General features: G+C 64.1%; 24 protein-coding genes. 13 read left to right on the top strand and 11 right to left on the bottom strand.

Features of this window, described 5'->3' with window-relative positions; genetic code table 11:
• Window position 1: 1 nt before the first annotated feature.
• The 4 genes from map to uvrA form a co-directional block, all read right to left on the bottom strand.
• Entirely contained in the window at window positions 2–802 is an 801-nt protein-coding gene (gene map, locus ASILVAE211_RS07490; protein ID WP_227320663.1) for a type I methionyl aminopeptidase, read from the bottom strand.
• Between the two features lie 3 nt (window positions 803–805).
• Window positions 806–1,423 carry a TetR/AcrR family transcriptional regulator gene (locus ASILVAE211_RS07485; protein ID WP_227320662.1) on the bottom strand — a complete coding sequence of 206 codons (618 nt, stop codon included), beginning with the start codon at window positions 1,421–1,423 and terminating at the stop codon, window positions 806–808.
• Between the two features lie 61 nt (window positions 1,424–1,484).
• Entirely contained in the window at window positions 1,485–2,186 is a 702-nt protein-coding gene (locus ASILVAE211_RS07480; RefSeq protein WP_227320661.1) for an SDR family NAD(P)-dependent oxidoreductase, read from the bottom strand.
• 89 nt (window positions 2,187–2,275) lie between these two features.
• Window positions 2,276–5,227, bottom strand: a complete 2,952-nt coding sequence (uvrA, locus tag ASILVAE211_RS07475; RefSeq protein ID WP_227320660.1) for an excinuclease ABC subunit UvrA — start codon at window positions 5,225–5,227, stop codon at window positions 2,276–2,278.
• Between the two features lie 329 nt (window positions 5,228–5,556).
• Here uvrA and ssb point away from each other — a divergent pair, with 329 nt between their 5' ends.
• From ssb to ASILVAE211_RS07460, 3 genes are all read left to right on the top strand, one after another.
• On the top strand, window positions 5,557–6,102 hold the full coding sequence (ssb, locus tag ASILVAE211_RS07470; RefSeq protein ID WP_227320659.1) for a single-stranded DNA-binding protein: 546 nt from the start codon (window positions 5,557–5,559) through the stop codon (window positions 6,100–6,102).
• Between the two features lie 24 nt (window positions 6,103–6,126).
• Entirely contained in the window at window positions 6,127–7,824 is a 1,698-nt protein-coding gene (locus ASILVAE211_RS07465) for a GGDEF domain-containing protein (RefSeq protein WP_227320658.1), read from the top strand.
• Window positions 7,825–7,914: 90 nt separating this feature from the next.
• Window positions 7,915–9,276, top strand: coding sequence for a chloride channel protein (locus ASILVAE211_RS07460; RefSeq protein WP_227320657.1), 1,362 nt, complete (start codon window positions 7,915–7,917; stop codon window positions 9,274–9,276).
• A gap of 69 nt (window positions 9,277–9,345) precedes the next feature.
• Here ASILVAE211_RS07460 and ASILVAE211_RS07455 read toward each other — a convergent pair whose 3' ends face one another.
• The 4 genes from ASILVAE211_RS07455 to ASILVAE211_RS07440 all read right to left on the bottom strand — a co-directional run bounded on the left by ASILVAE211_RS07455 (window position 9,346) and on the right by ASILVAE211_RS07440 (window position 14,543).
• Window positions 9,346–10,809, bottom strand: coding sequence for a mannose-1-phosphate guanylyltransferase/mannose-6-phosphate isomerase (locus tag ASILVAE211_RS07455; RefSeq protein WP_227320656.1), 1,464 nt, complete (start codon window positions 10,807–10,809; stop codon window positions 9,346–9,348).
• An 86-nt stretch (window positions 10,810–10,895) separates the two neighbouring features.
• Window positions 10,896–12,311, bottom strand: a complete 1,416-nt coding sequence (locus ASILVAE211_RS07450) for a DHA2 family efflux MFS transporter permease subunit (protein ID WP_227320655.1) — start codon at window positions 12,309–12,311, stop codon at window positions 10,896–10,898.
• Between the two features lie 11 nt (window positions 12,312–12,322).
• Window positions 12,323–13,504 (bottom strand): MFS transporter, encoded by a 1,182-nt coding sequence (locus ASILVAE211_RS07445; RefSeq protein ID WP_227320654.1) that lies wholly within the window; start codon window positions 13,502–13,504, stop codon window positions 12,323–12,325.
• A gap of 79 nt (window positions 13,505–13,583) precedes the next feature.
• Entirely contained in the window at window positions 13,584–14,543 is a 960-nt protein-coding gene (locus ASILVAE211_RS07440) for an RluA family pseudouridine synthase (RefSeq protein ID WP_227320771.1), read from the bottom strand.
• 143 nt (window positions 14,544–14,686) lie between these two features.
• Between ASILVAE211_RS07440 and ASILVAE211_RS07435 the strand changes: the two genes are divergently transcribed.
• From ASILVAE211_RS07435 to denD, 3 genes are all read left to right on the top strand, one after another.
• Window positions 14,687–15,013: a hypothetical protein gene (locus ASILVAE211_RS07435; protein WP_227320653.1), complete on the top strand. Its 327-nt coding sequence runs from the start codon at window positions 14,687–14,689 to the stop codon at window positions 15,011–15,013.
• Between the two features lie 7 nt (window positions 15,014–15,020).
• Window positions 15,021–16,331, top strand: a complete 1,311-nt coding sequence (locus ASILVAE211_RS07430) for a DUF445 domain-containing protein (protein WP_227320652.1) — start codon at window positions 15,021–15,023, stop codon at window positions 16,329–16,331.
• 72 nt (window positions 16,332–16,403) lie between these two features.
• The gene (gene denD, locus ASILVAE211_RS07425; RefSeq protein WP_227320651.1) at window positions 16,404–17,402 is read left to right on the top strand and encodes a D-erythronate dehydrogenase; all 999 of its coding nucleotides are present in this window, start codon (window positions 16,404–16,406) and stop codon (window positions 17,400–17,402) included.
• Here denD and ASILVAE211_RS07420 read toward each other — a convergent pair.
• Window positions 17,399–18,298: a LysR family transcriptional regulator gene (locus ASILVAE211_RS07420; protein WP_227320650.1), complete on the bottom strand. Its 900-nt coding sequence runs from the start codon at window positions 18,296–18,298 to the stop codon at window positions 17,399–17,401. The two genes, denD and ASILVAE211_RS07420, sit on opposite strands and share 4 nt — an antisense overlap.
• Window positions 18,299–18,410: 112 nt before the next feature.
• On the opposite strand from ASILVAE211_RS07420, the gene ASILVAE211_RS07415 reads away from it, so the two are divergent.
• Entirely contained in the window at window positions 18,411–19,163 is a 753-nt protein-coding gene (locus ASILVAE211_RS07415; protein WP_227320649.1) for an SDR family NAD(P)-dependent oxidoreductase, read from the top strand.
• Window positions 19,164–19,545: 382 nt separating this feature from the next.
• Here ASILVAE211_RS07415 and ASILVAE211_RS07410 read toward each other — a convergent pair whose 3' ends face one another.
• Together ASILVAE211_RS07410 and speB are read right to left on the bottom strand one after the other, a co-directional pair.
• Window positions 19,546–19,887 carry a hypothetical protein gene (locus ASILVAE211_RS07410; protein ID WP_227320648.1) on the bottom strand — a complete coding sequence of 114 codons (342 nt, stop codon included), beginning with the start codon at window positions 19,885–19,887 and terminating at the stop codon, window positions 19,546–19,548.
• Window positions 19,888–19,998: 111 nt separating this feature from the next.
• Entirely contained in the window at window positions 19,999–21,060 is a 1,062-nt protein-coding gene (gene speB, locus ASILVAE211_RS07405; protein ID WP_227320647.1) for an agmatinase, read from the bottom strand.
• Between the two features lie 121 nt (window positions 21,061–21,181).
• Here speB and ASILVAE211_RS07400 point away from each other — a divergent pair, with 121 nt between their 5' ends.
• From ASILVAE211_RS07400 to ASILVAE211_RS07375, 6 genes are read left to right on the top strand one after another with little or no spacing between them, the layout of a single operon-like run.
• Window positions 21,182–21,682: an SUF system Fe-S cluster assembly regulator gene (locus tag ASILVAE211_RS07400; RefSeq protein ID WP_227320646.1), complete on the top strand. Its 501-nt coding sequence runs from the start codon at window positions 21,182–21,184 to the stop codon at window positions 21,680–21,682.
• Between the two features lie 5 nt (window positions 21,683–21,687).
• The gene (sufB, locus tag ASILVAE211_RS07395; RefSeq protein WP_227320645.1) at window positions 21,688–23,175 is read left to right on the top strand and encodes a Fe-S cluster assembly protein SufB; all 1,488 of its coding nucleotides are present in this window, start codon (window positions 21,688–21,690) and stop codon (window positions 23,173–23,175) included.
• Window positions 23,176–23,187: 12 nt separating this feature from the next.
• Complete coding sequence (sufC, locus tag ASILVAE211_RS07390; RefSeq protein ID WP_227320644.1) at window positions 23,188–23,946, top strand: Fe-S cluster assembly ATPase SufC; 759 nt, start codon at window positions 23,188–23,190, stop codon at window positions 23,944–23,946.
• Window positions 23,946–25,241 carry a Fe-S cluster assembly protein SufD gene (gene sufD / locus ASILVAE211_RS07385; RefSeq protein ID WP_227320643.1) on the top strand — a complete coding sequence of 432 codons (1,296 nt, stop codon included), beginning with the start codon at window positions 23,946–23,948 and terminating at the stop codon, window positions 25,239–25,241. The genes sufC and sufD overlap by 1 nt, the downstream gene beginning before the upstream one ends.
• The gene (locus tag ASILVAE211_RS07380) at window positions 25,238–26,485 is read left to right on the top strand and encodes an aminotransferase class V-fold PLP-dependent enzyme (RefSeq protein WP_227320642.1); all 1,248 of its coding nucleotides are present in this window, start codon (window positions 25,238–25,240) and stop codon (window positions 26,483–26,485) included. Before sufD ends, ASILVAE211_RS07380 begins: the two co-directional genes overlap by 4 nt.
• A gap of 20 nt (window positions 26,486–26,505) precedes the next feature.
• Entirely contained in the window at window positions 26,506–26,904 is a 399-nt protein-coding gene (locus ASILVAE211_RS07375; protein ID WP_227320641.1) for an SUF system Fe-S cluster assembly protein, read from the top strand.
• The last annotated feature ends 6 nt before the right edge of the window (window positions 26,905–26,910 follow it).

Below are 26,910 nucleotides of genomic sequence, written 5' to 3'. Positions count from 1 at the left end.
TTCAGGCGTAGGGCGGTTTCGTGAATCCCGCAGGCGACAGCGTGAAGATTTCGTAGCCGGTCTCCGTGACGCCGACACTGTGCTCGAACTGCGCGGACAGGCTGCGGTCGCGGGTAACCGCAGTCCAACCGTCGCTCAGCACCTTCACCTCGGCCCGGCCGGCATTGATCATCGGTTCCACGGTCAGAAACATGCCGGGGCGCAGCACGGTGCCTTTGCCGCGCTCCCCGTAATTCAGCACGTCCGGCGCGTCATGATAGACGCGTCCCAAGCCGTGGCCGCAAAAATCCCGCACCACGCTGAACCGCGCAGCCTCGGCATGCTGCTGCATGGCGAAGCCGATATCGCCGAGCGTCGCGCCAGGACGTATCGCGGCGATGCCGCGCATCATGGCGTCATAGGCGGTATCGACCAGCCGCGCCGCGCGCATGCTGATTTTGCCGACGCCATACATGCGGCTGCTGTCGCCATGCCATCCGTCGAGGATGACGGCGAGGTCGATGTTGAGAATATCGCCTTCGACCAAAGTCCGATTGCCGGGGATGCCGTGACAGACGACATGGTTCACGGAAATGCAGGTTGCATGGGCATAGCCGCGATAGCCTAAGGACGCCGGGATGGCGCCATGGTCCAAAATGAATTGATGACACAAATAATCGAGCGCGGCGGTGGTGATGCCGCTGCCGACATGCGCCGTAACCATGTCCAGCGTCGCGGCGGCAAGCTGTCCGGCTCTGCGCATGGCAGCGAAATCATCGGCGTTATGCAATGGGATGGGGCGCTGCGCGCGGGATTCGGACATGGTTCAGGCGGCCTGCGTATCGTCGGCGCCTCGGCCTGTTCTTGCGATAGGCACGCCGGCATGGAGTTCCGCGATCATCTGTCCGACAAAGGGTGGAAAGGCGCTGCCTGCCAGCAGATGTGGGCGGAGAATGGCGATGGGCGCGTCGAAGATCAGGAATTTGGCGCGCGCCAGGTCTTCTTCTCGGATGGCGCCATCGCCTGTCCGGGCAATGCAGGCGCGAAAGGCCTGGTCCATCCCGCTTTCCAGACGCTCCATCTCCTGCCGCAGCGGCTCGGGTGGCGGTGCGTCCTCAAACAGAGAGACAGGTTCGTGCAGCAGCAGGAAACGGGCGCGGTCGCGATCCTCACTGGCCCAGGGCAGAAGCGCCAATGCGGCCTCCCGGGGACGACCAGCCAGCAGAAGGGGTGCCAAAGCGCCGACTAATGTGTCGTAGCTTTGATTCCAGGCGGCCGCGAAAATCGCCGAGCGCGATTCGAAGCGATGATAGATCGACCCGGTCGGCGCGCCGACATGCCGCGCGACCGCCTGCATGGTGGCGGCCCCGGGGCCACCGGCGGCCACAAGGGCGATCGCCGCGTCGATAAAATGCTCTGTTGAAAAGCGTGCTGTTCTGACCATTCATTCTAGAATGCATATTCTAGAATGAATGTCCATCATCAGTGGCGGCGGGAGTGAAGGTCTAGAAAGTCTCAACCCAGGGCCGCAGTTCAACCTCCAGCGACCAGGCGCTGCGCGGCTGGCGCAGGATATCGAGATAGGTCTGGGCCACAGCATCGGGGTCCAGCGTGCTGTCGGGCCGGTCTGCCGGGTCCGGCCGCGTGGCGCTGCGCACGCCGCCGTCGATATTGAAATGGGCGACATGGATGCCCTGCGGACCGAGTTCGCGCGCGGCGCTTTGCGCCAGGCCGCGCAGTGCGAACTTGCCCATGGCGAAAGGCGCCGAGAGCGGAAAGCCCTTGAGGCCGGCGGAAGCGCCGGTCAGCAGGATGGCGCCGTGCTTCGCCGGCACCATGCGCCGCGCCGCCTGCTGCACGGCGAGGAATGCCCCGAAGGTCGAGACCTGAAGAACCTGCTGCACGGCAGCGGGGTCCAGTTCCGCCAGCGGGCCGCGCACGCGCGCACTGGCATTGTAGATCACCACATCCGGCACGCCGATTGCCGCATCGACTTCCGTGAAAAGGCCAGCGACCGCCGCCGGGTCGGTCGCGTCCACCGCGAAGGTTTTGGCGCGCGTCTCGGCCGCAAGGCCCGAGAGTTTTTCGATATTGCGGGCGGCCAGTGCCACGGCAACGCCGGCGGCCGATAATTGCCGCGCAACCGAGGCACTGATGCCGGGTCCGACCCCGATGATGAGTGCGCGCTGATAGGGAATGAGTGACATCGCAGCCTCCTATGGTTGCGGGATCAGACCATTCCTATTCGGTCGGCGCCAGCGCCTGCCGGGCGATAACTGTCATCGGGGCAGCCGGATCAGGCCTGTTTGCGCGTCCGCTTCGGCTTGTCCGCGACAACCGGCTTCGCTTTGACAAGGGGCTTGGCTTTGGCGGCAGGCTTGGCTTTGACCAGGGGAGCGAGGAAGCGGCCGGTATGGCTGGCGGGATTGCCCGCGATCATTTCCGGCGTGCCTTCAGCCACGATCTGGCCGCCGCCGTCACCGCCTTCCGGCCCGAGGTCCAGAATCCAGTCGGCGGTCTTGATGACCTCCAGATTATGCTCGATCACGACGATGCTGTTGCCCTGGTCCACCAGCCGGTGCAGCACTTCCAGCAGCTTGCGCACATCCTCGAAATGCAGGCCCGTGGTGGGCTCGTCCAGGATGTAGATGGTGCGCCCGGTCGCACGCCGCGCCAGTTCCTTGGCCAGCTTGATGCGCTGCGCCTCACCGCCCGACAGTGTCGTCGCCTGCTGGCCGAGCTTGACATAGCCGAGGCCGACCTGGGCGAGCAGTTGGAGACGCTCGAAGATTTTCGGCACGGCGGAGAAGAACGGAATGGCCTCGTCCACGCTCATATCCAGCACGTCGGCGATGGATTTTTCGCGAAATTTCACTTCCAGCGTCTCGCGATTATAGCGGCGGCCCTTGCAGACGTCGCAGGTCACGAAGACATCCGGCAGGAAGTGCATCTCGATCTTGATGAGACCGTCGCCGGAACAGGCCTCGCAGCGCCCGCCCTTGACGTTGAAGCTGAAACGGCCGGGCTTGTAGCCGCGCGCGCGGCTGTCCGGCAGTTCCGCGAACCAGTCGCGGATCGGCGCGAAGACATCCGTATAGGTCGCCGGATTGGAACGCGGCGTGCGGCCGATGGGTGACTGATCGATATCGATGATCTTATCGAGCTGCCCCAGCCCATCGATTTTCTCGAAGGGCGCTGGCACTTCGCCCGAGCCCATCAGGCGACGCGACACAGCCTTGTACAGCGTGTCGATGACGAGCGTGGATTTGCCGCCGCCCGAAACGCCAGTGACGCAGGTGAAGGTGCCGAGCGGAAAGCTGGCCGTGACATCCTTCAGATTGTTGCCGCGTGCGCCGACCAGGGTCAGCACGCGCTTGGGATCGAAGGGCCGGCGCTTTTCGGGGATCTGGATGCTGCGGCGGCCCGACAGGTAGGCGCCGGTGATGGAATTGGGATTGGCCGCGATTTCGTCGGGCGTGCCTTCAGCGATGACCTCGCCGCCATTCACCCCGGCGGCCGGCCCCATATCGATGACATGGTCGGCGGCACGGATGGCGTCCTCGTCATGCTCCACCACCAGCACGGTATTGCCGAGGGATTTCAGCCGCCGCAGCGTGCCCAGCAAGCGCTCGTTATCGCGCTGATGCAGGCCGATGGAGGGTTCGTCCAGCACATAGAGGACGCCCGTCAGGCCCGAGCCGATCTGGCTGGCGAGGCGAATGCGCTGGCTTTCGCCACCCGACAGCGTGGTCGAGCCGCGGGCGAGGGTAAGGTAGTCCAGACCCACATCCATCAGGAAGCGCAGGCGGTCGATGATCTCGCGCAGGATGCGCCGCGCGATTTCCTGCCGCTGCGGCGTCAACTGGTCCAGCACGCCTTCGAACCAGGGCAGCGCCTTCCGGATCGCGAGTTCTGAAGCGTCGGCGATGGTGGAGGCCGCGACCTTGACGGCGAGCGCTTCCGGCTTCAGCCGCGCGCCGTCGCAGACGACGCAGGGCTTTTCGGCCTGATAGCGGGACAGTTCCTCGCGCGCCCAAGCGCTGTCGGTTTCCTTCCAGCGGCGGGCGAGGTTTTTCAGCACGCCTTCGAAGGGCTTCGTCACCGAATAGGCGCGGACACCGTCCTTATAGACGAGTTCGACAGGTTCTTGGCCGGTGCCGTTCAGGATACCGTCGCGCGCGGCCTCGGGCAGTTCCGCCCAGGGCAGCGTCATCTTCACCTTGAAATGCTTGGCAAGGCCTTGCAGCGTCTGGTCGTAATAGGGCGTCTGGCTGCTGGCCCAGGGCGCGATGGCCCCGGCATTCAGCGGCCGGCGCTCATCAGGCACCACCAAAGCGGCGTCGAAGAAGGTTTCCAACCCCAGCCCGTCGCAGGCCGGGCAGGCGCCGTGCGGGGAATTGAAGCTGAACAGGCGGGGTTCGATCTCTTCGATCGTGAAGCCGCTGACCGGGCAGGCGAAGCGGGAGGAGAAGGTGATGCGCGCCGATCCATCCTCAGGCGCGTCCGGCGGCTCGGCATAGGCGATGCCGTCGGCCAGCGTGATGGCGCTTTCGAAACTATCGGCGAGGCGCGTCTCGATGCCCGGGCGCACGACGATACGGTCCACCACCGCCTCGATATCGTGCTTGAGCTTGCGATTGAGGCTTGGGACGTCGCCGATTTCGTACAGCGTGCCGTCCACCTTCACGCGCGTGAAGCCCTTGCGCTGAAGCTCGGCCAGTTCCTTGCGGTATTCGCCCTTGCGGTCGCGCACCACCGGGGCCAGCAGCAGCAGGCGCGTGCCTTCCGGCATGGCCATGACGCGGTCGACCATCTGGCTGACCGTCTGCGCCTCGATCGGCAGGCCGGTCGCGGGCGAATAGGGAATGCCGACGCGCGCCCAGAGAAGGCGCATGTAGTCATGGATTTCCGTCACCGTGCCGACGGTGGAACGCGGATTGCGGCTGGTGGTTTTCTGCTCGATCGAGATGGCGGGCGAGAGGCCCTCGATACTATCCACATCCGGCTTGCCCATCAGTTCCAGGAACTGGCGGGCGTAGGAGGACAGGCTTTCCACGTAGCGGCGCTGGCCCTCGGCATAGATCGTATCGAAGGCGAGGGAGGATTTGCCCGAGCCGGACAGGCCGGTGATGACGACCAGACTGTCGCGGGGAATCTGAACGTCGACGTTCTTCAGATTGTGCTCCCGCGCGCCGCGCACGGTGATGGAGGAGCCGGCCTGGATTTTCGCCACTCTGTTTTCAGCCACGCTGGAGACCATATCCCGAATTGATGTTCGTGTCTTGTTCACGTACAAGCTTTGCGGCGCCGCGTCGAGCGTCCGTGCCCGCATAGCGCCCAATCATGCAAGCTTGTCATGAGCCTGTCTCAGCCAAGGACGGCAGGACAGGGCCAAGAGCCAGATGCAGATTGGGGATGGACTGAAAAAAGTAAAGCGCCTTGCCCGAGAATGGTGCCAGACTGCAAGCGTTCCGATTATGGAATGACGTCTGTCGATTTTACTGGCGATCTGGCTGGGATCGGCGATATCGGATAACCTGAATTTTTACGTTTTACGGCCGACTGGAGACTGAAAACATGGCGGGTAGCGTCAACAAAGTGACCCTGATCGGGAACCTGGGCAAAGACCCGGAGGTCCGCAATACCCAGACCGGCATGAAGATCGTGAACCTGCGCATCGCGACCTCGGAAAGCTGGAATGACAAGGCCAGCGGCGAGCGGCAGGAGCGGACCGAGTGGCACAGCGTCGTCATCATGAATGACCGGCTGGCCGATGTCGCGGAGCGTTATCTGCGCAAGGGCAGCAAGGTCTATGTCGAAGGCAAGCTCCAGACCCGGAAATGGACCGACCAGTCCGGCGCGGACCGTTATACGACCGAGGTTCTGCTGGGCCGCATCGGCGCCGAGATGGTGCTGCTTGACCGCGCCGAAGGCGGCGGCATGGGCGCGGGTGGTGGTGAACGCGCCAGCGGTGGCAGCAGCTTCGGCGGCGCCAGCCGCGGCGGCGAGCGGCCTGCGAGCGGCGGCAGCCGTGCCCCGGCTTCCGGCGGTAGCGGTGGCGGCGGTGGCTGGGACAGCGGCCCGGGCCGTGGCGGCGACCTGGACGATGAGATCCCGTTCTAAGCCTGCGGGCGGATACGGCTCTCGATGACGGAACAAAGCGATTCGCCCTTCGCCCAAGCGGTGATTGCGCCTTTCGCGCCGATGGTCCCGGGCTTGGCTCTGGCCTGGGATCTCTCCTGCACGGGCAGAGTCGAGGCCGCGCTTGCGCTGGCGCAGCAGGTTCATGAAGAGGCCTTAGCGGCGGATGATCCGCTGCTGCGGGCCAGTGCGGCGACCCATCTCAGCTGGTACTGCTTCATGCAGGGCTATTATGAGGAAGGGCTGCTGCATGTTCTCTCGGCCCGTGATTTCTACACGGCGCTCGGTGACCGGCCGCGGGAATCCTGGTCCCGCGCCATTTATGCCTGGCTGCTGATCGAGGTCGGTTCTCCGAACGAAGCGCTGGATGAGGCGATGCAGGCGCTGGAACTGGCGGAAACCGCACAGGAACAGCGCCTGATCTGCTTCGCGCTGAATGTGGTGGGCGTCGTTTTCTGGATGCTGGGGCAGCTTGACCGCGCGCAGGAATTCGCAAGCCGCGCCGTCGCCATGGCGCGCGGTATTGACCAGCCGGTCGATCTCGCCCGCTGGCTGATCAATCTCGGCGATATCGAAGCCTTGATCTGGAGGCAGAATGCCGAGGCGGTTGCCCTCGGCCGGATCATCGGTCTGGCCGAGGAGGCGCTTCAGCTGACGCGGGAGAGCGGCGACGCCTGGGCCGCGCGCCTGGTGATCTGCTCGCTCACCGAATACCAGCTCCTGGCCGGCGAATTGACGGCCGCCGCCGATATTCTTGCGGAATGGGATCTGATCGAAGGCGGTGCCGGCACGCGCTCGCGCATCTATTACCTCTATGCGCGCGGCAAGCTGGAAATGGCGGCGGAAACGCTGCCGGAAGCGGCGCGGACGCTGACGGAATGCGCGACCCTGACCGCCGAGATCTCCGATTTCGAGATTGGTGTGCCGGTTTGCGAGCGCCTGTCCGAAGCCTGCGCGGCGGCTGGGGATTTTGCGGCGGCTTTGACGTGGCATCGTGAATTTCATGCCCGCTACGTGCGCAAGCATACGGAAACCGCGCTGATCCGCTCACGTGTCGCGGCCATCCAGTATGAGACCCGGCATTTGCAGGCCCGCGTGGAAGCCGAGCAATCCCGCGCCGATGGGCTTGAGGAAATGAACCGCGCGCTGGCCCAGGAAGCGGCGGTACTGATGAGCGCCAGCATGGAGGATGTGCTGACGGGCCTGCCCAATCGCCGTGGGCTGGAACGCGCGCTGCTTGCGGTCGGCAGTCAGATCTCAGGCGCCTATGCCATCGCGATGATCGACCTCGATCATTTCAAGCAGGTCAATGACAGCCTCTCTCACGCTGTCGGTGACGAAGTTTTGAGGCAGGTGGCGACTCTACTGAAAGTCGCCACACGCGGGCAGGACCGGCTGTTCCGCTATGGCGGCGAGGAATTCGTGCTGCTGGCGGAAGGAGCCGATACCGTCATGTCGGCACGCACATGCCATCGCATCTGCCAGGTCATGCGGAATTGGGATTGGTCGCGCATCCATCCGCGCCTTCAGGTGACTTTGAGCATCGGCATTGCCCAGTCGGCGGAAGGGGCCAACCCCACGGAAGTCATGGCATTGGCGGATGAGCGGCTCTACGAGGCCAAGAATGCCGGGCGTGACCGCGTTGTCATGCATGGCCCTGCGATGGACGCGCCATCCTTGACGCCTGCTCCCCGCTTCCACTAACCGAAATGCTTCGCCGGGAATGATGTCGCCGGAGCGGTTTCGACAGCGCCATTCCTCGTCCGCCATTATCCAGCTTCCCCAGAGACTGCCATGAAAATCAATCGGCGCGTTTTGCGCGCATGGCGCCAATTGCCGTTGACCTCGCCACGGCTCTGGGCGCGCCGGCTAGCCTTCTGGCTGGGGGCGATCATGGTGGCGTTGGTCGCCATCGCTTTCGCCAATCTGGCCGATTGGGCGCAGGACGGATTCACCTGGATGACCGGCAGCCATCACTGGTTTGCGCTCTTCATCGCGCCGGCGGGTTTTGCCCTCTCGGTTTTGCTGACACAGCGGGTTTTCCCTGGCGCCCAGGGCAGCGGCATTCCGCAGGTCATCGCCGCCATGCAGATGAAGGACCCGCGCGCCGTCGCCCGCGTGCTGTCGCTGCGGGTCGGTCTGGGCAAAGTGCTGCTGACGCTGCTCGGGCTGCTGTCCGGTGCCTCGATCGGCCGAGAGGGGCCAACGGTTCAGGTCGGCGCGTCCATCATGCAGGCTTTGGGTCAGGCGCTGCGCCTGCCGCGCCTGGAGACGCAGCGCGGCCTTGTTCTGGCGGGTGGCGCGGCGGGCGTGGCCGCCGCCTTCAATACGCCGCTGGCCGGCATCGTCTTCGCGATCGAGGAACTGAGCCACAGCTTTGAGAGTCGCACCAGCGGCATGGTGCTGACGGCGGTGATCCTGGGCGGCATCGCGACCTTGGCGCTCTCCGGCAACTATACCTATTTCGGCGTGACTTCGGTCGGCCTCCCCTTGGGCGCCGGCTGGTTCGCGGTTCTGCTCTGCGGCGTCATCGGCGGCGGGCTGGGCGGCGCCTTCAGCCAAAGCCTGATCGTGATTACGCGTGGCGTGCCGGGCCGGGCCGGGCAATGGATCAGGCGGCATCCCATCGGCTTCGCCGCGCTTTGCGGCTTGCTGATCGCGATCATCGGCCTGCTGTCGGGTGGCGCCACCTACGGCACCGGCTATGCCCAGGCGAAGATGCTGGTGGAAGGCAATAGCCGCCTGCCGGTCACCTTCTTCATCCTGAAGTTCCTGGCCAGCGCGCTGTCCTATCTCAGCGGTATTCCGGGCGGCATCTTCGCGCCTTCGCTTGCGGTCGGCGCGTCGCTTGGCAGCTGGCTCGCGCATTTCCTGCCGCATAGCCCGGCCCGCGCCATCGTGCTGCTGGGCATGGCCGGGTATTTCGCGGGTGTCGTGCAGGCGCCGATCACGGCCTTCGTCATCGTGCTGGAAATGACGGCCAACCAGCAGATGACGATCCCCATCATGGCGACGGCCATGCTGGGCTACGCGACCTCGCGCCTGATCTGCCGGCGTCCCTTCTACAGCGTGCTGGCCCGCCGCTTCCTGCGCAGCGCGGAGGCCATGAATGTCGCAAAGCCGCAGCCTGAAACGACAACGGCCGAAGCGGGGTAATCCCTGCTTCGGCCGTTCGTCTCATCGGTCGGCTGTGACCGAAGGGTTTGACCCCTCCGGTCGATCGGATCAGCTGCGGCCGTAGGTGTCTTCGTAGCGGACGATGTCGTCCTCACCCAGATAGGCGCCGGACTGCACTTCAATCAGCGTCATCGGCACGCGGCCCGGATTATAGAGGCGATGCTTGCAGCCGAGCGGCAGATAGATGCTCTCGTTCTCGCGGACCATGATCTCTTCGTGGTCGCGCGTCACGATGGCGGTGCCTTCGACCACGACCCAATGTTCGGCGCGGTGGAAATGGCTTTGCAGCGACAGCTTTTCGCCCGGCTTCACCACGATGCGCTTGACCTGGAAGCGGTCGCCCAGGATCAGCACTTCGTAATGGCCCCAGGGGCGATAGCAAAGATTATGGGTGGTCGCTTCCGGGCGCTTCTCGGCCTTCAGCTTCTCCACGATCTTCTTCACGTCCTGCGCGTGGTCCTTATGCGCGGCGAGAACGGCGTCCTCGGTCACGACGACCACAACGTCATCCAGGCCCAGAACGGCGGTCAGCATGCCGTCGCTGCGGACATAGCAATTCTTGGCGTCTTCCAGCAGAACATCGCCGACGGCGACATTGCCGCCGCTATCCTTCTCGCCCAGATCCCACAGCGCGCTCCAGCTGCCGACATCGGACCAGTGGAAGTTGACGGGCACCACGGCGGCGCGGGTGGTGTGTTCGGCCACGGCATAGTCGAGGCTGATATTCGGGCAGGCGGCGAATTCCTCGCGGCCCAGGCGGATGAAGTCCAGGTCGGTCGTCCGCGCTTCAACGGCCTTGCGGGCGGTCGTCAGAACATGCGGCGCATGAGCCTGTAGCTCTTCCAGCAGGGTGCTGACGGTGAAGACGAAGATACCAGAATTCCACAGCACGCCGCCGGTGGCGATAAGCTTTTCAGCGAAAGCGGCGTCCGGCTTTTCGATGAAGCGGGTCAGCTTATGGGCCTGCGGGGTCTTTTCCAGCGGGGCGCCCATTTCGATATAGCCGAAGCCGGTCTCGGGCTTGGTCGGGTGAATGCCGAGCGTCACCACCATGCCGGTGCGGGCAACCTCGGCCGCCGTCAGCAGGGCGTCGCGCAGGGCCTGTCCATCGGGGATCGCGGCATCAGCCGCCATCATGCAGATCACGGCCTGCGGATCGTCCTGCGCCAGAATCAGCGCGGCGGCGGCGATGGCCGGGGCGCTGTTGCGGCCCATGGGTTCCAGCACGATGCGCGCGCCGGCAACGCCGGCTTCACGCAGCTGTTCAGCCACCATGAAGCGATGCGCCTCGTTGCAGACGACCATCGGGGCCGCGAATTCGCCGCCGAAGGTGCGCAGCGCGGTTTCTACGATCAGCGGCTTCTCGGAGGCGAGCGGCCAGAACTGCTTCGGAAAGCTTTCACGTGAAACAGGCCAAAGGCGTGTGCCGGAACCGCCGGAGAGAATGACCGGTACTACGGTCTGGGCCGCCGAGCTCCGGCGCGATAACTCGGTCTTAAGGTCCAACTTCATAGTCCGAAAATCCCTTTTTGCAGTCCCTGTATGGGATGTTTATGACCGCCGACGCCTCGCAATTCAATCGTCACGTCCTACGCACTTCAAAGGCGGGGGGCTAAGCCTTTCGCACGATGCCCGCTGACATTGGCTCCCGCATGCGGCGGAAGCGCCAGGAAATCGGCCAGGCCTAACAGGCAGAGAATGAACGTTCCGGCGAAGGCGAAGCGGAAATCGGCGACGGTGATCTGCTCGCCGCCAAGGATGCCATGGCCCAGGCGCAGCAAAATGGCGCCGACCGCGACCCCGATACCGAAGGCGACCTGCTGGCCGAGATTGAACAAGATATTGGCCGAACCCATGCGTTCGGGCGGGATATCGGCATAGGCCAGGGTATTCATAGCCGTGAATTCGGTCGAGCGCGCCATGCCGCTGATCAAGAGCAGCGGCATCAGCAGCCAGGCCGGCGTCCGGGCTTCCAGCAGCGCGAAGCCGAGGAAGGTCAAAGCCAGGATTGTGCCATTGACGATCAGCACGCGGCGAAAGCCGAAGCGGCGCATCATGGGCGTTGTCAGCGGCTTGATCGCCAGGTTTCCGACAAACAGTACAAGCAGAAGTGATCCGGCTTCGACCGGGCTGCGGTGAAAGCCGAGCTGGAACAGCAGTGGCAGCAGGAAGGGCGCGGCGTTGATGCCCATGCGGACCAGCGACCCGCCCCGCAGCGTCGCGCGGAAGGTCTGGATCGAGAAGGCTGTGAACTCGATCAGCGGCGCCTTGACCCGCTTTGCGTGCCGCACCGTGGCCCAGCCGCCGATCACGCCCAGCAGCATGAGGCCGAGGCTCCAGCCCAGATTGCCGGAGGCGGTGCCGGCCAGACTGGCGCCATAGACGAAGGCCATGGCGGACAGGCCGCTGAGAATGGCGCCCGGCACGTCCAGCCTTTTGGTAGACTCGCTATGGGTATTGCGGATGATCAGCAGGGTCGCGGCCAGGCCCAGGATGCCGATCGGGACATTGAGGAAGAAGATCCAGCGCCAGGACGCATAGGTCGTCAGAAAGCCGCCGACGACAGGGCCCAGAATCGGCGCGACCAGCGCCGGCCAGGTGATCAGCGCTGTCGCCTGCATGAGCTGCGATTTCGGCGTGACGCGCAGCACGACCAGCCGGCCGACCGGCACCATCATGGCCCCGCCGAGGCCCTGCAGAATGCGGGCGCCGAAGAATTCCCATAGCCCGTTCGACAAGCCGCAGAGCGCGGAGGCGACGGTGAAGAGCAAGATGGCGCTGGCGAAGACGGTGCGGGCGCCGAAGCGTTCGGCCGCCCAGCCGCTCAGCGGAATACCGGCGGCAAGCATAATCATATAGGCGGTGACGCCGAGATTGAGATCGACGGGGTGAACGCCGAAGCTTTGCGCCATGCGCGGAATGGCGGTGGTGATGACCGTCGTATCCAGCAGTTCCATGAAGCCGCTGCCGGCGACGAGAAGGGCAGTCAGCAGGGCGATGTCCGGCTTGCGCATCGCTCTCGGCTTCAGCGGCGGCCGGCGGCGGCGGTTTTGCCCCACTGGCCGCGATGATGGAGGAAGAAGGCCGCAAGAGCCGCGCAGGGCGGCAAGACGCCGAGCAGGGCGACCAGAGGCCAGCCGTCAACCGCATAGGCGAGCGGCGCGAGGGCCGAGCCGATGGAGGCCGCCAGGAAGGCGCCGGCAATGAACATGGCGTTCATGCGGCTGCGATGCTCAGGCGCCAGATCGAACAGCGCCTTTTGTGAAAAGGCGAGATTGGCCTGCACGCCACCGTCGAGCAGGATGGTGCTGATGACGAAGAGGCCGATACCGAGCCAGCTGCGTTCGGCGGCGCCAGCCCAGGTCAGCGCCAGTCCGGCGGCGACCATGATGATGGCGATCAGCGTGCCGATGGTGCTGCGCCCGGCATCCGCCAAGCGTCCGGCGATGGGGGCGGAAAGGGCGCCAGCCGCGCCGACCAGGGAAAAGACCGCGATTTCGCGCTGGCCGAAGCCGAAATGCCGGGTCAATTCCAGGGGGATCGTGGTCCAGAAGACCGAAAAGGCAAAGAACAGGCCCATCTGATAGGCCATGCGGTGCTGTAGCACCGGCGTCCGCCGCAGCATCGGCCAAAGCGAGCCCAGCACATTCAGGTAATGGCTTCGCGCGTCCGGCCGGCGGTCCGGCAGGCGCGACCACAGGGCCACACCCATGGCGAGGGTGATGACGGTCGCGACCATGAAGACCACGCGCCAGCCGGCGACGCTCGCGATCAAGCTGGCGATGGGACGGCTGAGCAGAATGCCGGTCAGCAGACCCGAAACGACGGTGCCGACCTGCCGGCCGCGCCGTTCGGGCAGGGCCAGATGGGCTGCCATCGGCACCACGATCTGTGCATTCACGGCGGTCAGGCCAATGACGAAACAGGCTGCCAGGAAAACGGTTGCCGAATGGGCAAGCGATGTGGCGATCAGCGTCACGGCCGCGAGCGAGACGGTCGTCACCATCAGCCGGCGATTTTCCAGAAAATCGCCGAGCGGCACCAGCAGCAGCAGCCCCGCCGCGTAACCGAGCTGGGTCAGCGTCACCACCAGCCCATAGGCGCCGGGCTTGAGTCCGACGGAGGGGCCGATGAGCCCAATCATCGGCTGGGCAAGATAGAGATTGGCGACGCTGATACCTGCGGCGGCAGCCAGCAGAAGGGTCATCCCCGTCGATAATCCGGCGGAGGGGCTGAGCGCGCGATCAGGGGGCATGGTCTGAGCTAGGACTTGGTTCCGCTGCCTGTCAACGTGCGGAGCCGATACCCGCCTCCGCATCAAGCCGGTCGAGCAGTGCCTGAAAATCAGCCGGCGGCTCCGTTCGGAAGGACAAGGCCTCACCCGTGCGCGGATGGGCAAAGGCAAGACTGGCCGCGTGCAGCGCCTGACGCGGGAAATCCAGCAAGGCCGTGCGCAGCTCGGGCGGCAGGTTTTTGGAGACCGCCGGAACGCGCCGCAGATAGACGCCGTCGCCGATGATGGGATGCCCGATGTTCGAGAGATGGACGCGAATCTGATGCGTCCGCCCGGTGGACAGTTTTACGTCCAGCAGCGACAGCGCCAGGCGCCAGATCTGCAGCGTGCTGTAATGCGTCAGCGCCGCCCGGCCACCGGCGGCCCGCACCGCCATGCGCTTGCGGTCACGCGGATCGCGGCCGATGGCGCCTTCGATATCGCCGGCTGACGGGCTCATCAGCCCCCAGGCGAGCGCCATATAGTGGCGATCGAGATCGCGATTGGCGAAGACTTCCGACAGACGCGTATGGGCCAGTTCGGTCTTGGCGGCGACCATGACGCCGGACGTGTCCTTGTCCAGGCGATGGACGATGCCGGGCCGCTTCTCGCCGCCGATACCGGTCAGGCTTTCGCCGCAATGGGCCAGCAGCGCATTGACCAGCGTGCCCTGGTAATTGCCGGGTGCGGGATGGACGACGAGACCGGCCGGCTTGTCGATGACGATGAGATCGGAATCTTCATAAAGCACCGTCAGCGGAATATTCTCGGGCTGCGGCAGCGCGGGCGCCGCTTCCGGCACGTTCAGGCTGTAGATGGCGCCGGCCTGAATGGCTTCTGACGGGTCGCGCACCGTCATGCCGCCGCGACTTGCCATCCCGTCCAGGATCAGGTTCTTGATCCGCGAACGGGAGAGACCGTCGAAGCGCTGGGCCAGAAAGCGGTCCAGCCGCTCACCGGCATCTTCGGGCATGACGGTGATCTCACCGGGCAGAATAGGGGTGCCGTCCTCGTCGTCGAGGTCGGCGTCAGTGTCGAAATCATCGGTCGGGGTCTTGGTCATGTGCGAGAGATACCCACAATCGATAAAGCCCGGTAGGGCTTGAGGACGCGCTTATGGAAAAGAACCGGCCACTGATGATGGTGGTCATCGGCCTCGGCATATTGGTCGTGCTGGCGACGACCGTCGTCATCGTCAAAGTCGTGAAAGATATCATCTCCGGCCATTCGCACAGCGCGCAGGTGACGAGCAGCAGCATGGCACCGGACACGATCGCGCTGACCACGAATATGCTGAGCCAGCCGGCGGGGTCGCATATCGTGACGATCACGGGGGTAGGGGACCGCCTGAGCGTTCTGATCAATGGCGGCGGCCCGGACCGCATCCTGTTCCTCGATCCCGCCACCGGTCATGTCACCGGCCAACTCATGCTGGGAAAATAGCAGGGACATGGATGCCGGCCCCCAGGTTTCTGTCCTTGGCGCTACGGCTCCGGATACCGACGCGGCCGCCCGACGGTCCCTGAAGCGGCACCGGATGGTGGCGACCGGGCTGCTGGTCGGCATGGGTGCGCTGTGCGCCGCGAGCTTCGCCTTGCCGCATGGCTTGCCGCAGCAGCTTCTGGAATCGGCATCCAAGGCCGGTGTCGTCGGTGGCCTTGCCGATTGGTTCGCGGTCACGGCGCTGTTCCGCCGACCGCTCGGCCTGCCCATTCCGCATACGGCGATCATCCCCGCGCAGAAGGAACGTCTGGGCCGGGCGCTGGGCCGCTTTATCGGCGCCCATGTCATCACCAGCGCCGAAGTCTCCCGTGTGCTCGCCCGCGCCGATCTGCCGGGGCTGGTGCATCGCTTTCTGTCCGACCCGGCGACGGCACGACCGGCCGCGACGGCTTTGGCGGCAGCCTTGCCGAAACTGCTGGGCTCGATCGAGGACGGCCGGGCGCGCCGCCTGTTGTCGCATCTGCTGCCGCGCCTGGTCGGCGGGCCGGATGCCGGGCGCGTCGTCGCCCGCGCCCTATATGGATTGGTCGAAGGCGGCCGCCATCAAGAGGTTTTCACCTTCGTCCTCGGCCAGTTGCGGACCATGCTGACCAGCAAGGAGGATGACCTGCGCGGCGGCATTCGCGACCGCGTGCGCGAGCAGGGCGGGTCGCTTCTGGGCTGGGCCATCGGCGGCAGCGTCGCCAAGCGCGTCATCGCCGGGGTCAATTCCGAGATCGACGCCATCGGCCCGGAAGGGTCGACCATGCGGCTTGCTTTCGACGACTGGGTGCGCGAGCAGATCAAGCTCATCGAGACGGACCCCGAGCGGGCGGCCGAGATCGGCGCCGCCGTGAAGCGCGTCGTCACGCATCAATCGGTGCAGGACTGGCTGCGCGATGTCTGGGAGCGGCTGCGGCTGGCCATCGAACGGGATGCCGAGAAGCCGAACGGCCATACCATTGCCGTGCTGGAAGCGACGCTGGCGAAATTCGGCGCGGCGATCGAGCAGGACCCGGCCATTCGCGCCGGGCTGGAACGTGGCGTGGCTGCCATCGTCGGCTCCCTTCTGCCGCTGGCGCAGGAGCGCGCGGCCGATTTCGTGGCCGATGTCGTCGCGCAATGGGATGCGAAGACGGTGACGGAGCGGCTGGAACTGCGCGTGGGCCGCGACCTTCAGTATATCCGTATCAACGGAACGCTGGTCGGCTTCCTGGCAGGCGGCCTGCTGTTCCTGGCCCTGCGCGCCATATTCGGAGCCAGCGCCGGCGCGCTTTGACAGGCGTGCCGAAGATCGCTCTGATGACAGGGCAAGACCGCGAAGCGGCGGGCGTCAGAGGAGAATACGCAGATGCATGTGATGATTTTGGGCGGCGCCGGCATGGTGGGCCGCAAGCTGGCCGAGCGGATCGCGGCTGACGGCGGCCTGGGCGGCAAGCCCGTTGAGCATCTGACCCTGATCGACGTCATCGCCCCCGCGACGCCGCATGGTTTCATCGGCACGACCGATTGTACGGCGGCCGATCTGTCGGTGGCCGGTGCGGCGACCGAACTGCTGGCCGGGCGCCCCGATATCATCTTCCATCTCGCCGCCATCGTCTCGGGCGAAGCGGAGATGGATATGGACAAGGGCTATCGCGTCAATCTGGACGGCATGCGATTCCTGCTGGAAGGCATCCGGGTCGAGCAGTCCAAAGGCGGGGCCTGGAAGCCGCGCGTCGTCTTCTCCTCCTCCATCGCCGTCTTCGGTGGCGATATGCCGGATGTCATCGACGACGAATATTTCCTGACGCCCGGCACCAGCTACGGCACGCAGAAAGCGATGTGCGAGCTGCTGCTGGCCGATTACGCGCGTCGCGGCTTCATCGACGGCATCGGCCTGCGCCTGCCGACCGTCTGCGTGCGCCCGGGCAAGCCGAACCTGGCGGCGTCCGGCTTCTTCTCCAACATCATTCGCGAGCCGCTGGTCGGCCTGCCGGCGGTGCTGCCGGTGAGCGACAGGGTTCAGCATTGGATGGCGAGCCCGCGTGCCACCATCGGCTTTCTGGTTCATGCGGCGGGGCTGGATACGGCGCTGCTGCGCGGCCGCACCAGCCTGTCGATGCCGGGCCTGTCCATTACCGTGGCCGAGCAGATCGCGGCATTGGAAAAGGTCGCCGGGCCGAAGGCTGTGGCGCTGATAAAGCGCGAGCCGGATGAGCGGATCATCCGCATCGTCGATACCTGGGCCAAGGGGTTCGATACCAGCCGCGCGGCCTCGCTCGGATTCGTCGCCGAGAGCGAATTCGAACAGATCATCCGCGTGCATATCGAGGATGAACTGGGCGGCAAGATTCCTGTTCTTGGCTAACGGGTCGTCGCCTCCGCCGGAAAGGTCCGGGCGAGGTGATCGATAAAGGCGCGGACGGCCGGGGGCAGGCCGCGCCGCGTCGTGAAGACCAGATGGACGATGCCGGGCGGCCCCCGCCAGTTCGGCAAAACCTGCACCAATTGCCCTGACGTAAGCCATTCCGAGACGACATGATCGGGCAGCAGCGCGATGCCGGTGCCGGCCAGCGCTGCCTGCCTGACGGTATCGAAATCGCCGCAGCTCATGCGCGGTGTCAGCGTCAGCCGATGGGTTTCGCCCGCCGGCCCTTCCAGCAGCCATTCGACCTCGCTGACATCGTCACTGGTGCCGAGAACGGGTAGCGATGAGAGCGCAGTGACATCCTCACTGACGGCACGGGCCAGCGTCGGGTTTGCCACGAGGATGCGTCGGGACATGCCGAGCGAGCGCATGGTCATGGCGGCATCGCTTTCCAGCGTCAGGCGCACGCGCAAAGCGACGTCGATCCGTTCCTCGATCAGATCGACGGGCCTGTCGAGCGCCAGGATTTGCAGACGCACTTTCGGGTAACGGTTCAGGAAGGCCGGAAAATATGGCGCGAGCACGCCGACGAGGCCGGTCGGGCAGGAGAAGCGCACCAGCCCGTGGGGTTCGCTCAAACCCGCGGCGATAACGGCCTCGGCCAGTTCCATTTCCGACAGGATCGCGCGGCAGCGCGCGTAGAAGGCCTCTCCCGTTTCGGTGACGCGAAAGCGGCGGGTGGAGCGTTCCAGCAGCCGCGCGCCGAGGCGGCTTTCCAGCCCCGCGATGCGGCGGCTGAGCTTGGATTTCGGCATATGCAGCGCCCGCCCGGCGGGGGCGAAACCGCCATGCTGAACGACCGCCGCGAAATAGGCATAGTCGTTGAGATCGATCATGATCATCGTCCTATCAATGGAACGATGAGTGCCGATATTGCCGCCTACTGGCAAGATCGTTCCCTGAGTAAATCTTCTGGCACGCAATCAGCGCAACCACAGGAGACTTCAAATGGGCAATCGGTTTCAGGACAAAGTGGTCGTCGTCACCGGCGGCAATAGCGGCATCGGTCTTGCGACCGCCAAGGCTTTCGCCGAGGAAGGTGCTTTCGTTTTCATCACCGGCCGGCGGCAGGATGCCTTGGACGCGGCCGTGAAGCAGATCGGCCCGCGCGCCACCGCCGTGCAGGCGGATATGGCCAAGCTCGAGGATATCGACCGGCTCTATGACGCCGTGCAGCGGAAACACGATCATATCGACGTTGTTTTCGCCAATGCCGGTGGCGGTGACTTCGCGCCGCTGGGCGCGATCACCGAGGCGCATTTCGACAGCACCTTCGCCTCGAACGTAAAGGGCACGGTCTTTACGGTGCAGAAGGCGCTGCCGCTGCTGCGCGACGGTGGTGCCATCGTGTTGAACGCGTCCATCACCAGCATCAAGGGCACGCCGGCCTTCAGCATCTACAGTGCCACGAAGGCCGCCGTGCGCAGCTTCGCGCGCAACTGGATTCTGGATCTGAAGGACCGCAATATTCGCGTCAACGCCGTCAGCCCCGGTCTGACGGAGACGGCTGGGTTGAACGCGCTGTTCGGTGGTGGTGACGCGGCGGAAGGCGTGAAGGCAAGCCTGCTGCAACTCATCCCGGCAGGCCGCGTCGGTCAGCCGGCGGAAATCGCGAAAGCAGTACTGTTTCTGGCCTCGGATGACGCCAGCTTCGTGAACGGCATCGAGCTCTATGTCGATGGCGGTCAGGCGCAGATTTGAGGCAAACCGCGGCCAAGATATATGATGCAGAAAGGCTTTATTGAAAATTAAGGTGCGTGGGCGTATATAGCTTTCACGCGGTGAAAGTAAGGGCAGGAGCCCCCACCTCTAGCTCGTCTAAGGTCCCGTCTCTGTCTAGGGAGACGGGACCCCAGGCTTCTAGGCTAGTTAAGCCCCACGATGGCGAGAATGACCAAAGCCAAGGTCAAAACGACCATCGCTACGCGGTAGAAAGTTTCGGGCAATTGCCCTCACCTCCTTCGCCACCCGTGATTTGGCGGCGCTGCAACAGCAGTGCCGCCAGGGTGACAACGCACGCCTAACTGAGCCCAACTTCAAAGGCTAATTATTTCGATTTTGAATCAAAAGATAATTCGATAGGTTATTGGCGCCCGGCGCGATTGCGCATCATTGCCTCGGCCTGGGCCATGATCGGCCCTAAGGGCCCGCGCATTGTCTGCCCGCTTTGCCGCATCCGCCACATCTGGAAGCGCAGCGCGGCGTAGCCGATCAGCGCCGCTGCAATGGCCATGGGCACCAGAATCAGGGCGAGTGACAGCACCAGCCCGATGACAATGGCCGCACCTGCCAGCACCCCGGCTATGGCGAGCCCACGCGCAAACCCTCCACGTGGCGCGCCCTGCGGCGGCCAGCTTGCAGTGAAGCGGGCGCCGGTCGCCCCAGGGCCGCGCGCCGCCTCCACAAAGGTGCCATCGGCGCGCATTTCGATATCATGAGGACTGTTTTCCGTCATGGGATGGAGAGTGAGCGCCTGCCGCTTACGGTTCAACCATTGCGATGATGACGAGTTCGTAATGCAACGAAGCTTGGCCTCTTAAATCGACGGCTTTTCCCGCAGCGCGACCAGAGACAGCATTTCGAACAGCACCTGGGCCGCGATATGGGCGGTATTGCTGGTCGCATCATATTGCGGTGCGACCTCCACAACATCGCCGCCGACGATATCCAGGCCTTTGAGGCCGCGCAGCAGGGCCAGCACCTCGCGCGGCTGCAATCCTCCCACTTCCGGCGTACCGGTGCCAGGCGCGAAGCCGGGGTCCACGGAATCGATGTCGAAGGAAATATAGACCGGGCCGTCGCCGATCAGCTGGCGCGCGACATCGATATAGCGGCGGATGCCGTGCTCCTCGACCTCCTCGGCATGAACCACCGTCATGCCGCTATCGGTCGAGAATTCGTACAGATATTCCGCCGTGCCGCGAATGCCGATCTGCAAAGTGCGGCGTGGATCGACGGCGCCGTCCAGCACGGCCTGGCGGAAAGGACCGCCGTGATGGAAGCGGCTGCCCTCATATTCGCCCGCCGTATCGGAATGCGCGTCGATATGGATAAGCCCGACGGGGCGCTTTTCACCCACCGCCTTCAGGATTGCCTGGCTAATGGAATGGTCGCCACCCACGGAAAGGGGAATGACGCCGGCCGCGACGACGGCCTTATAGGCGGCCTCGATATCCTCATGGCAGCTTTCCAGGCTGTAGCGGGAGCGTAGCGGCACATCACCCACATCGGCGACGCGCAACATGCCCATCGGCGCCACACGCAGCACATGCTCATAAGGCCCGATGCGCTCCACCGCGCGCACGGCGCGCGGGCCCAGGCGGCAACCGCTGCGGTTGGTGACGCCGAGGTCCATCGGCACGCCGATCAGCGCGACGTCCAGATCCTTCAAACCGTCCAGCGTCCCGAAGGCATTCTGCCGGTAGGGCGCGGCCATGAACGTCGCCGGGTCGGAATAGGGCAGGCGGCGGCGCCCATCGGGGCTGATGGTTTTGGCAGCAATCTCCTGGAAATGCGGGTCGAACACCGTTCCGCCGCCGAGGCCGACATATTTGTCCCGCAGCCGAGAGAGGTTGGAGTCGAAGCTGTCGTCCGCCATCGGTATTGCCCTCATCGAAGCCTGTAATCTGGGTAGAGAGTTCCGGGCCTGGGTTCAACCGGCAGGGCTGCCCTCCAAAACAGGACTGGCTTGGTCCTGAATGAAGGGCTAGAAGGGATCCATGTTGAAATTGTCCAAATTGACGGACTATGCGGTCGTCGTGCTGGTGCGGCTGGGGGATGATTTTGCCTTGCAGACTTCGGGCGGAATCGCGGCCGCGACCGGCGTGCCGGAACCGACCGTCGCCAAAGTCCTCAAGATCATGACGACGGCCGGGCTCGTCTGTTCCCAGCGCGGCGCACGGGGCGGGTATCGCCTCGCCAAGCCGCTCTCCGCCATTCCGGTCGCTGACGTGATCACCGCGATCGACGGGCCGATTGCGCTGACCGCCTGCGTGGAGCATTCCCCCGCGATCTGCGATTCATCGGCCCTCTGCCCCGTCAAGGGGCGATGGGACCGGGTCAATTCCGCCATTCTGGACGCATTGTCCGGGATCAGTCTTGCGGATATGCGTCCCCCCGAACGGGACGCGCTTTCTGTCGTCCCCATGACCGAGGCGAGCGCCATGCCATCCTATCATCCAGCCGGCGCCTCCGTTTCCACCACAGCCTTTGTCGAGTAAGGCCCATGCCAGCAGTTGCAGAAACCCTAGAGACCGTCAGCGCCGTTACAGGCTCCACCTATAAGTGGGGCTTCGAGACCGATCTTGAGATGGATCTCGCGCCCAAGGGCCTGAACGAAGACACGATCCGGCTGATTTCAGACCGCAAGGGCGAGCCCGAATGGCTGCTGGCCTGGCGCCTGAAAGCCTTTGCCATCTGGCAGAAGATGGAAGAGCCGCATTGGGCGAAGCCGGGCTATCCGGTGATCGATTACCAGGACATCCACTATTACGCGGCGCCCAAAAAGAAGGGCAGCGGTCCGAAGAGCCTGGATGAGGTCGACCCCGAACTGCTGCGCACCTACGAAAAGCTTGGCATTCCGCTGAAGGAACAGGCGATCCTGGCCGGCGTCGAGCAGGGTGACGAAGAGCGTCTGCCCATGGCGGTGGATGCCGTTTTCGACAGCGTCTCGGTCGCGACCACCTTCCGCTCCACGCTCGCCAAGGCCGGCGTGATCTTCTGCTCGATTTCGGATGCGGTACGCGAATACCCTGACCTGGTGCGCGAGTATCTGGGCAGCGTAGTGCCGGCCGGCGACAATTTCTTCGCAGCGCTCAATTCCGCCGTCTTTACCGATGGCAGCTTCGTGTTCATCCCCAAGGGCGTCAAATGCCCGATGGAACTCTCCACCTATTTCCGCATCAATGCGAAGAATACCGGGCAGTTTGAGCGCACGCTGATCATTGCCGAGGACGGGGCCTCCGTCAGCTATCTGGAAGGCTGCACCGCGCCGATGCGCGATGAGAATCAGCTGCATGCGGCGGTGGTTGAGCTGGTTGCGATGGATGACGCCAAGATCAAATATTCCACCGTGCAGAACTGGTATCCGGGCGATTCGGAAGGCCGTGGCGGCATCTATAACTTCGTCACCAAGCGCGGCGCCTGCCGTGGCGCCCGCAGCCGCATCAGCTGGACGCAGGTGGAGACGGGATCGGCCATCACCTGGAAATATCCGTCCTGCATTTTGATCGGCGACGGCAGCGTGGGTGAATTCTATTCCGTCGCGGTCACGAACAATCATCAGCAGGCCGATACCGGCACCAAGATGATCCATATCGGCCGCAATACGAATAGCACGATCATCGCCAAGACGATCAGCGCCGGCCATTCCGACAGCACCTATCGCGGTCTGGTGCGGATGATGCCGAAGGCGCAGAACGCGCGGAATTTCACGCAATGCGACAGCCTGCTGATCGGCGATCAGTGCGGCGCCCATACCGTGCCCTATATCGAAAGCCGCAATCCTTCGGCCAAGATCGAGCATGAGGCGACGACCTCCAAAATCGCCGAGGATCAGCTTTTCTATTGCCGCAGCCGAGGTCTTTCGGAAGAGGACGCGGTGGGGCTGATCGTGAACGGGTTCTGCAAGGATGTCTTGAAGGAGCTGCCGATGGAATTCGCCGTCGAAGCTCAGAAGTTGTTGGCCATAAGCCTTGAAGGCTCGGTGGGTTAAGGATCGCGTAAGATGCTCGAAATCAAGGGACTGACCGCCGAGATCGACGGCAAGCAAATCCTCAAGGGGATCGATCTCACGATCCCGCAGGGTGAGGTTCATGCCGTCATGGGGCCGAACGGCGCCGGCAAGTCAACGCTGTCCTACGTTCTGTCCGGCCGCGAAGGCTATGAAGTGACGGGTGGCACGGCCACCTTCTTCGGCCAGGATATTCTGGCCATGGAACCGGAAGAGCGTGCCGCCGCCGGAATCTTTCTTGCCTTCCAGTATCCGGTGGAACTGCCGGGCGTCGGCAATGCCAATTTCCTGCGCACGGCGTTGAACTCCGTTCGCCGCGCGCGCGGCGAGGGTGAGCTGGACGCGGTGCAGTTTCTGAAACAGGCCCGCGCGGCGGTGAAGAAGCTTGCCATGTCGGAAGACATGCTGAAGCGCAACGTCAATGTTGGGTTTTCGGGCGGCGAAAAGAAGCGCAACGAAATCCTTCAGATGACGATGTTGCAGCCGAAGCTGGCACTGCTGGACGAGACCGATAGCGGCCTCGATATCGATGCGCTGCGCATCGTCGCCGAAGGCGTGAACGCCTCGCGCGGCCCGAATTTCTCGGCCCTCGTCATCACCCATTACCAGCGCCTGCTGGATTATATCGTGCCCGACCATGTGCATGTGCTGGCCGACGGCCGCATCATCCGCTCCGGCGGTCCGGAACTCGCGAAAGAGCTGGAAGCCGATGGCTATGCCGGCATCATCGGCGAGGCGGCGGAGGCGGCATAATGCAGGCCGTGAAACAGCAAGCGCCGAGCGAAGCCCTGAAGGGTTTCCTGGCGCGGTATGACGGTCTGCGTGTCCGTCTGCCGGGCAATGCGGCACCGCGCGATGCAGCGGCCGCATTGCTGCGCGACAAGGGGCTGCCAACGCCGAAGGAAGAGGCTTGGCATTACACCAATCTGCGGTCTGTCGCGGCGCTCGATTTTCAGGAGCCGATCGCCGATACGCAGGCGGGTGTCGATCTGCTGGCACTGCTGCCGAAGGTTGAAGGCCCGCGACTGATCTTCGTCGATGGTCGCTACCGGCCTGATTTGTCAACGTCGCCTGACGGGCTGGAGGTCAAGTCCTTCGCCGGTACCGGCGTGTTCGGCGATTTGACGAAGCCCGAGCGTGACCGCGTTGTGGCGCTCAACACCATGCTGACCGAAGACGGCATCATCATCGACGTGCCGGCGGGTTTCGACGCCGGCTTTCTGATGCTGGCGCAACTGACGTCTGGCCGCCATCGTCGCGTTGCCAGCCATCCGCGCCATCGCATCAGCCTGGGTGAAGGCGCGCGTCTTGTGCTGCTGGAAGTCTCAGCCGGCATCGGCGAATATCTGAACAATCCGGTGATCGAGATTGCGGTGGCTGAAGGCGCGCATTTGACTCATGGCCGCTTGCAGCAGGATTCCGAGGACGCTTTCCATCTCGGCACCATCTATGCCGATACGGCGGCGAACGGCGTCTATGACTGCTTCTCGCTCGCGCTCGGCGCCAAGCTGGGCCGCACGGAAATCCATGCCCGGCTGGGCGGCGAGCAGGCGGCGGTGCATCTGAACGCGGCTCAGATCATGGGCGGCAATCAGGTCAGTGACTTTACGACCGCCATTTCGCATGACGCGCCGAATTGCCCGTCGCGCCAGACCGTGAAAAGCGTGCTGACTGGCAAGGCGCGTGCTGTTTTCCAGGGCCGCATCGAAGTGGCGCGTATTGCCCAGAAGACCGACGGCTACCAGATGAACCAGGCGCTGCTGCTGTCCCCCGACGCTGAGATCAACAGCAAGCCGGAACTGGAAATCTACGCCGATGACGTGAAGTGCAGCCATGGTGCGACGGTTGGCGCCTTGGACCCCGAGCAGCTGTTCTATCTGCGCAGCCGTGGCGTGCCGGCCGATCAGGCGCGCATGATACTGGTGCGTGCCTTCCTGACCGACGCTTTCGAGGCGGTGGCGCATGAGGGCCTGCGCGATGTTTTCGAACATGCGGTCGAACAATGGTGGGCAACGACAGGTAAGGATGCGGAGGCACCGGCGGCATGAATGCGATTCCGGGGCAGGTCGCGGCATTTGATGTCGAGCGCATTCGCGCCGATTTTCCCATCCTGTCGCAGACGGTGCGGGGCCAGAAGCTGGTGTTTCTCGATAGCGGCGCCTCGGCGATGAAGCCCCGGGTCGTCATCGATGCGATGCGCGACGCGATGGAAACGCAATATGCGAATGTCCATCGCGGTGCGCATTGGATGAGTGAGCGCACGACGGAAGCTTTCGAGGCGGTGCGGGATTCCGCCGCGCGCCTGATGAATGCCGGATCGCGCGACGAGATCGTCATTACCCGCAACAGCACCGAGGCGCTGAACCTCGTCGCCTATAGCTATGGGCGCGGCGTGATGAAGGCCGGGCAGGCCGTGGTGATTTCCGAAATGGAGCACCACTCCAATATTGTCCCGTGGCAGATGCTGCGCGATGCCCATGGCATCGAACTCCGCGTGGCGAAGATCACCGCCAGCGGTGAGCTGGACATGGCGCATCTGGAAGACCTGCTGAGCGACGGCAAGGTGGGCTTGGTTTCCATCACCCATATGTCGAATGTGCTGGGCACTTGCACGCCGGCCGAACGCATCGTGCAACTGGCGCACGCCTATGGCGCCAAGGTGCTACTGGATGGGTCTCAGGCCATCGTGCATCGGAAAGTCGATGTGCAGGCGCTGGACGTCGATTTCTATGCCTGGACCGGCCACAAGCTGTACGGCCCCACCGGCATCGGCGTGCTGTACGGCAAGCGGGATTTGCTGGAAGCCATGCCGCCTTTCATGGGTGGCGGCGACATGATCAGCTCCGTCACCTTTGAGCGCTCCACCTGGGCGCGCGTGCCGCATAAGTTCGAGGCGGGCACGCCGGCCATTCTGGAAGGCATCGGCCTGAATGCCGCGATCCAGTATGTCGAAAGCATCGGTTATGACGCCATTTCGGCGCATGAAGCGGCCCTGACCGAACACGCATTGGCGAAGCTTTCCGCGGTCGATGGGCTGACGATCTACGGTCATGCCCAGGACAGGGGCGGCGTCATTTCCTTTGCGATGGACGGCGCGCACGCGCATGATGTGGCGACGCTGCTGGACCGTTCGGGCATTGCCGTCCGGGCCGGGCATCATTGCGCGGAACCCCTGATGCAGCGTCTGGGCGTGGACAGCACCGCGCGTGCGACCTTCGGGGTCTATACGACGATCGCGGAGATCGATTTCCTGGCCGAGACGCTTGGCCGCATCAAAGCGTTTTTCGCCTGATGCCGGAGCAGGAGAGTAAGATGGACGAGTTGAGCCAGAAGCCGGATGCGACCGATGATCAGGCCGTGCATCACGCCTGGACGCCGGACGGCGAAGTGGCCCCGCCGGTGTCTGACTCGGTGAGCGAGGATTCCGTGATCGAGGCGATTGCGACCGTCTATGATCCGGAAATTCCGGTGAATATCTACGAACTCGGCCTCATCTATGCCGTCGATATTGCCGATGACGGCAAGATCAAGGTTGAGATGACGCTGACGGCCCCGGGCTGCCCCTCGGCCCAGGAATTGCCCGTTATGGTGCGCGAAGCGATCATGGTCGTGCCGGGCGTGACCGCCTGCGACGTCGAGACAGTGTGGGATCCGCCATGGGACATGAGCCGGATGAGCGATGAAGCCCGTCTTGCCATGAATATGTTCTGATCGAGG

It is taken from the genome of Acidisoma silvae, assembly GCF_020618775.1.
In the GTDB taxonomy this organism is placed as follows: Bacteria; Pseudomonadota; Alphaproteobacteria; order Acetobacterales; family Acetobacteraceae; genus Acidisoma; species Acidisoma silvae.
Note: the sequence above shows the minus strand (reverse complement) of the source record. Positions and strands in the feature narration are given on the sequence as shown.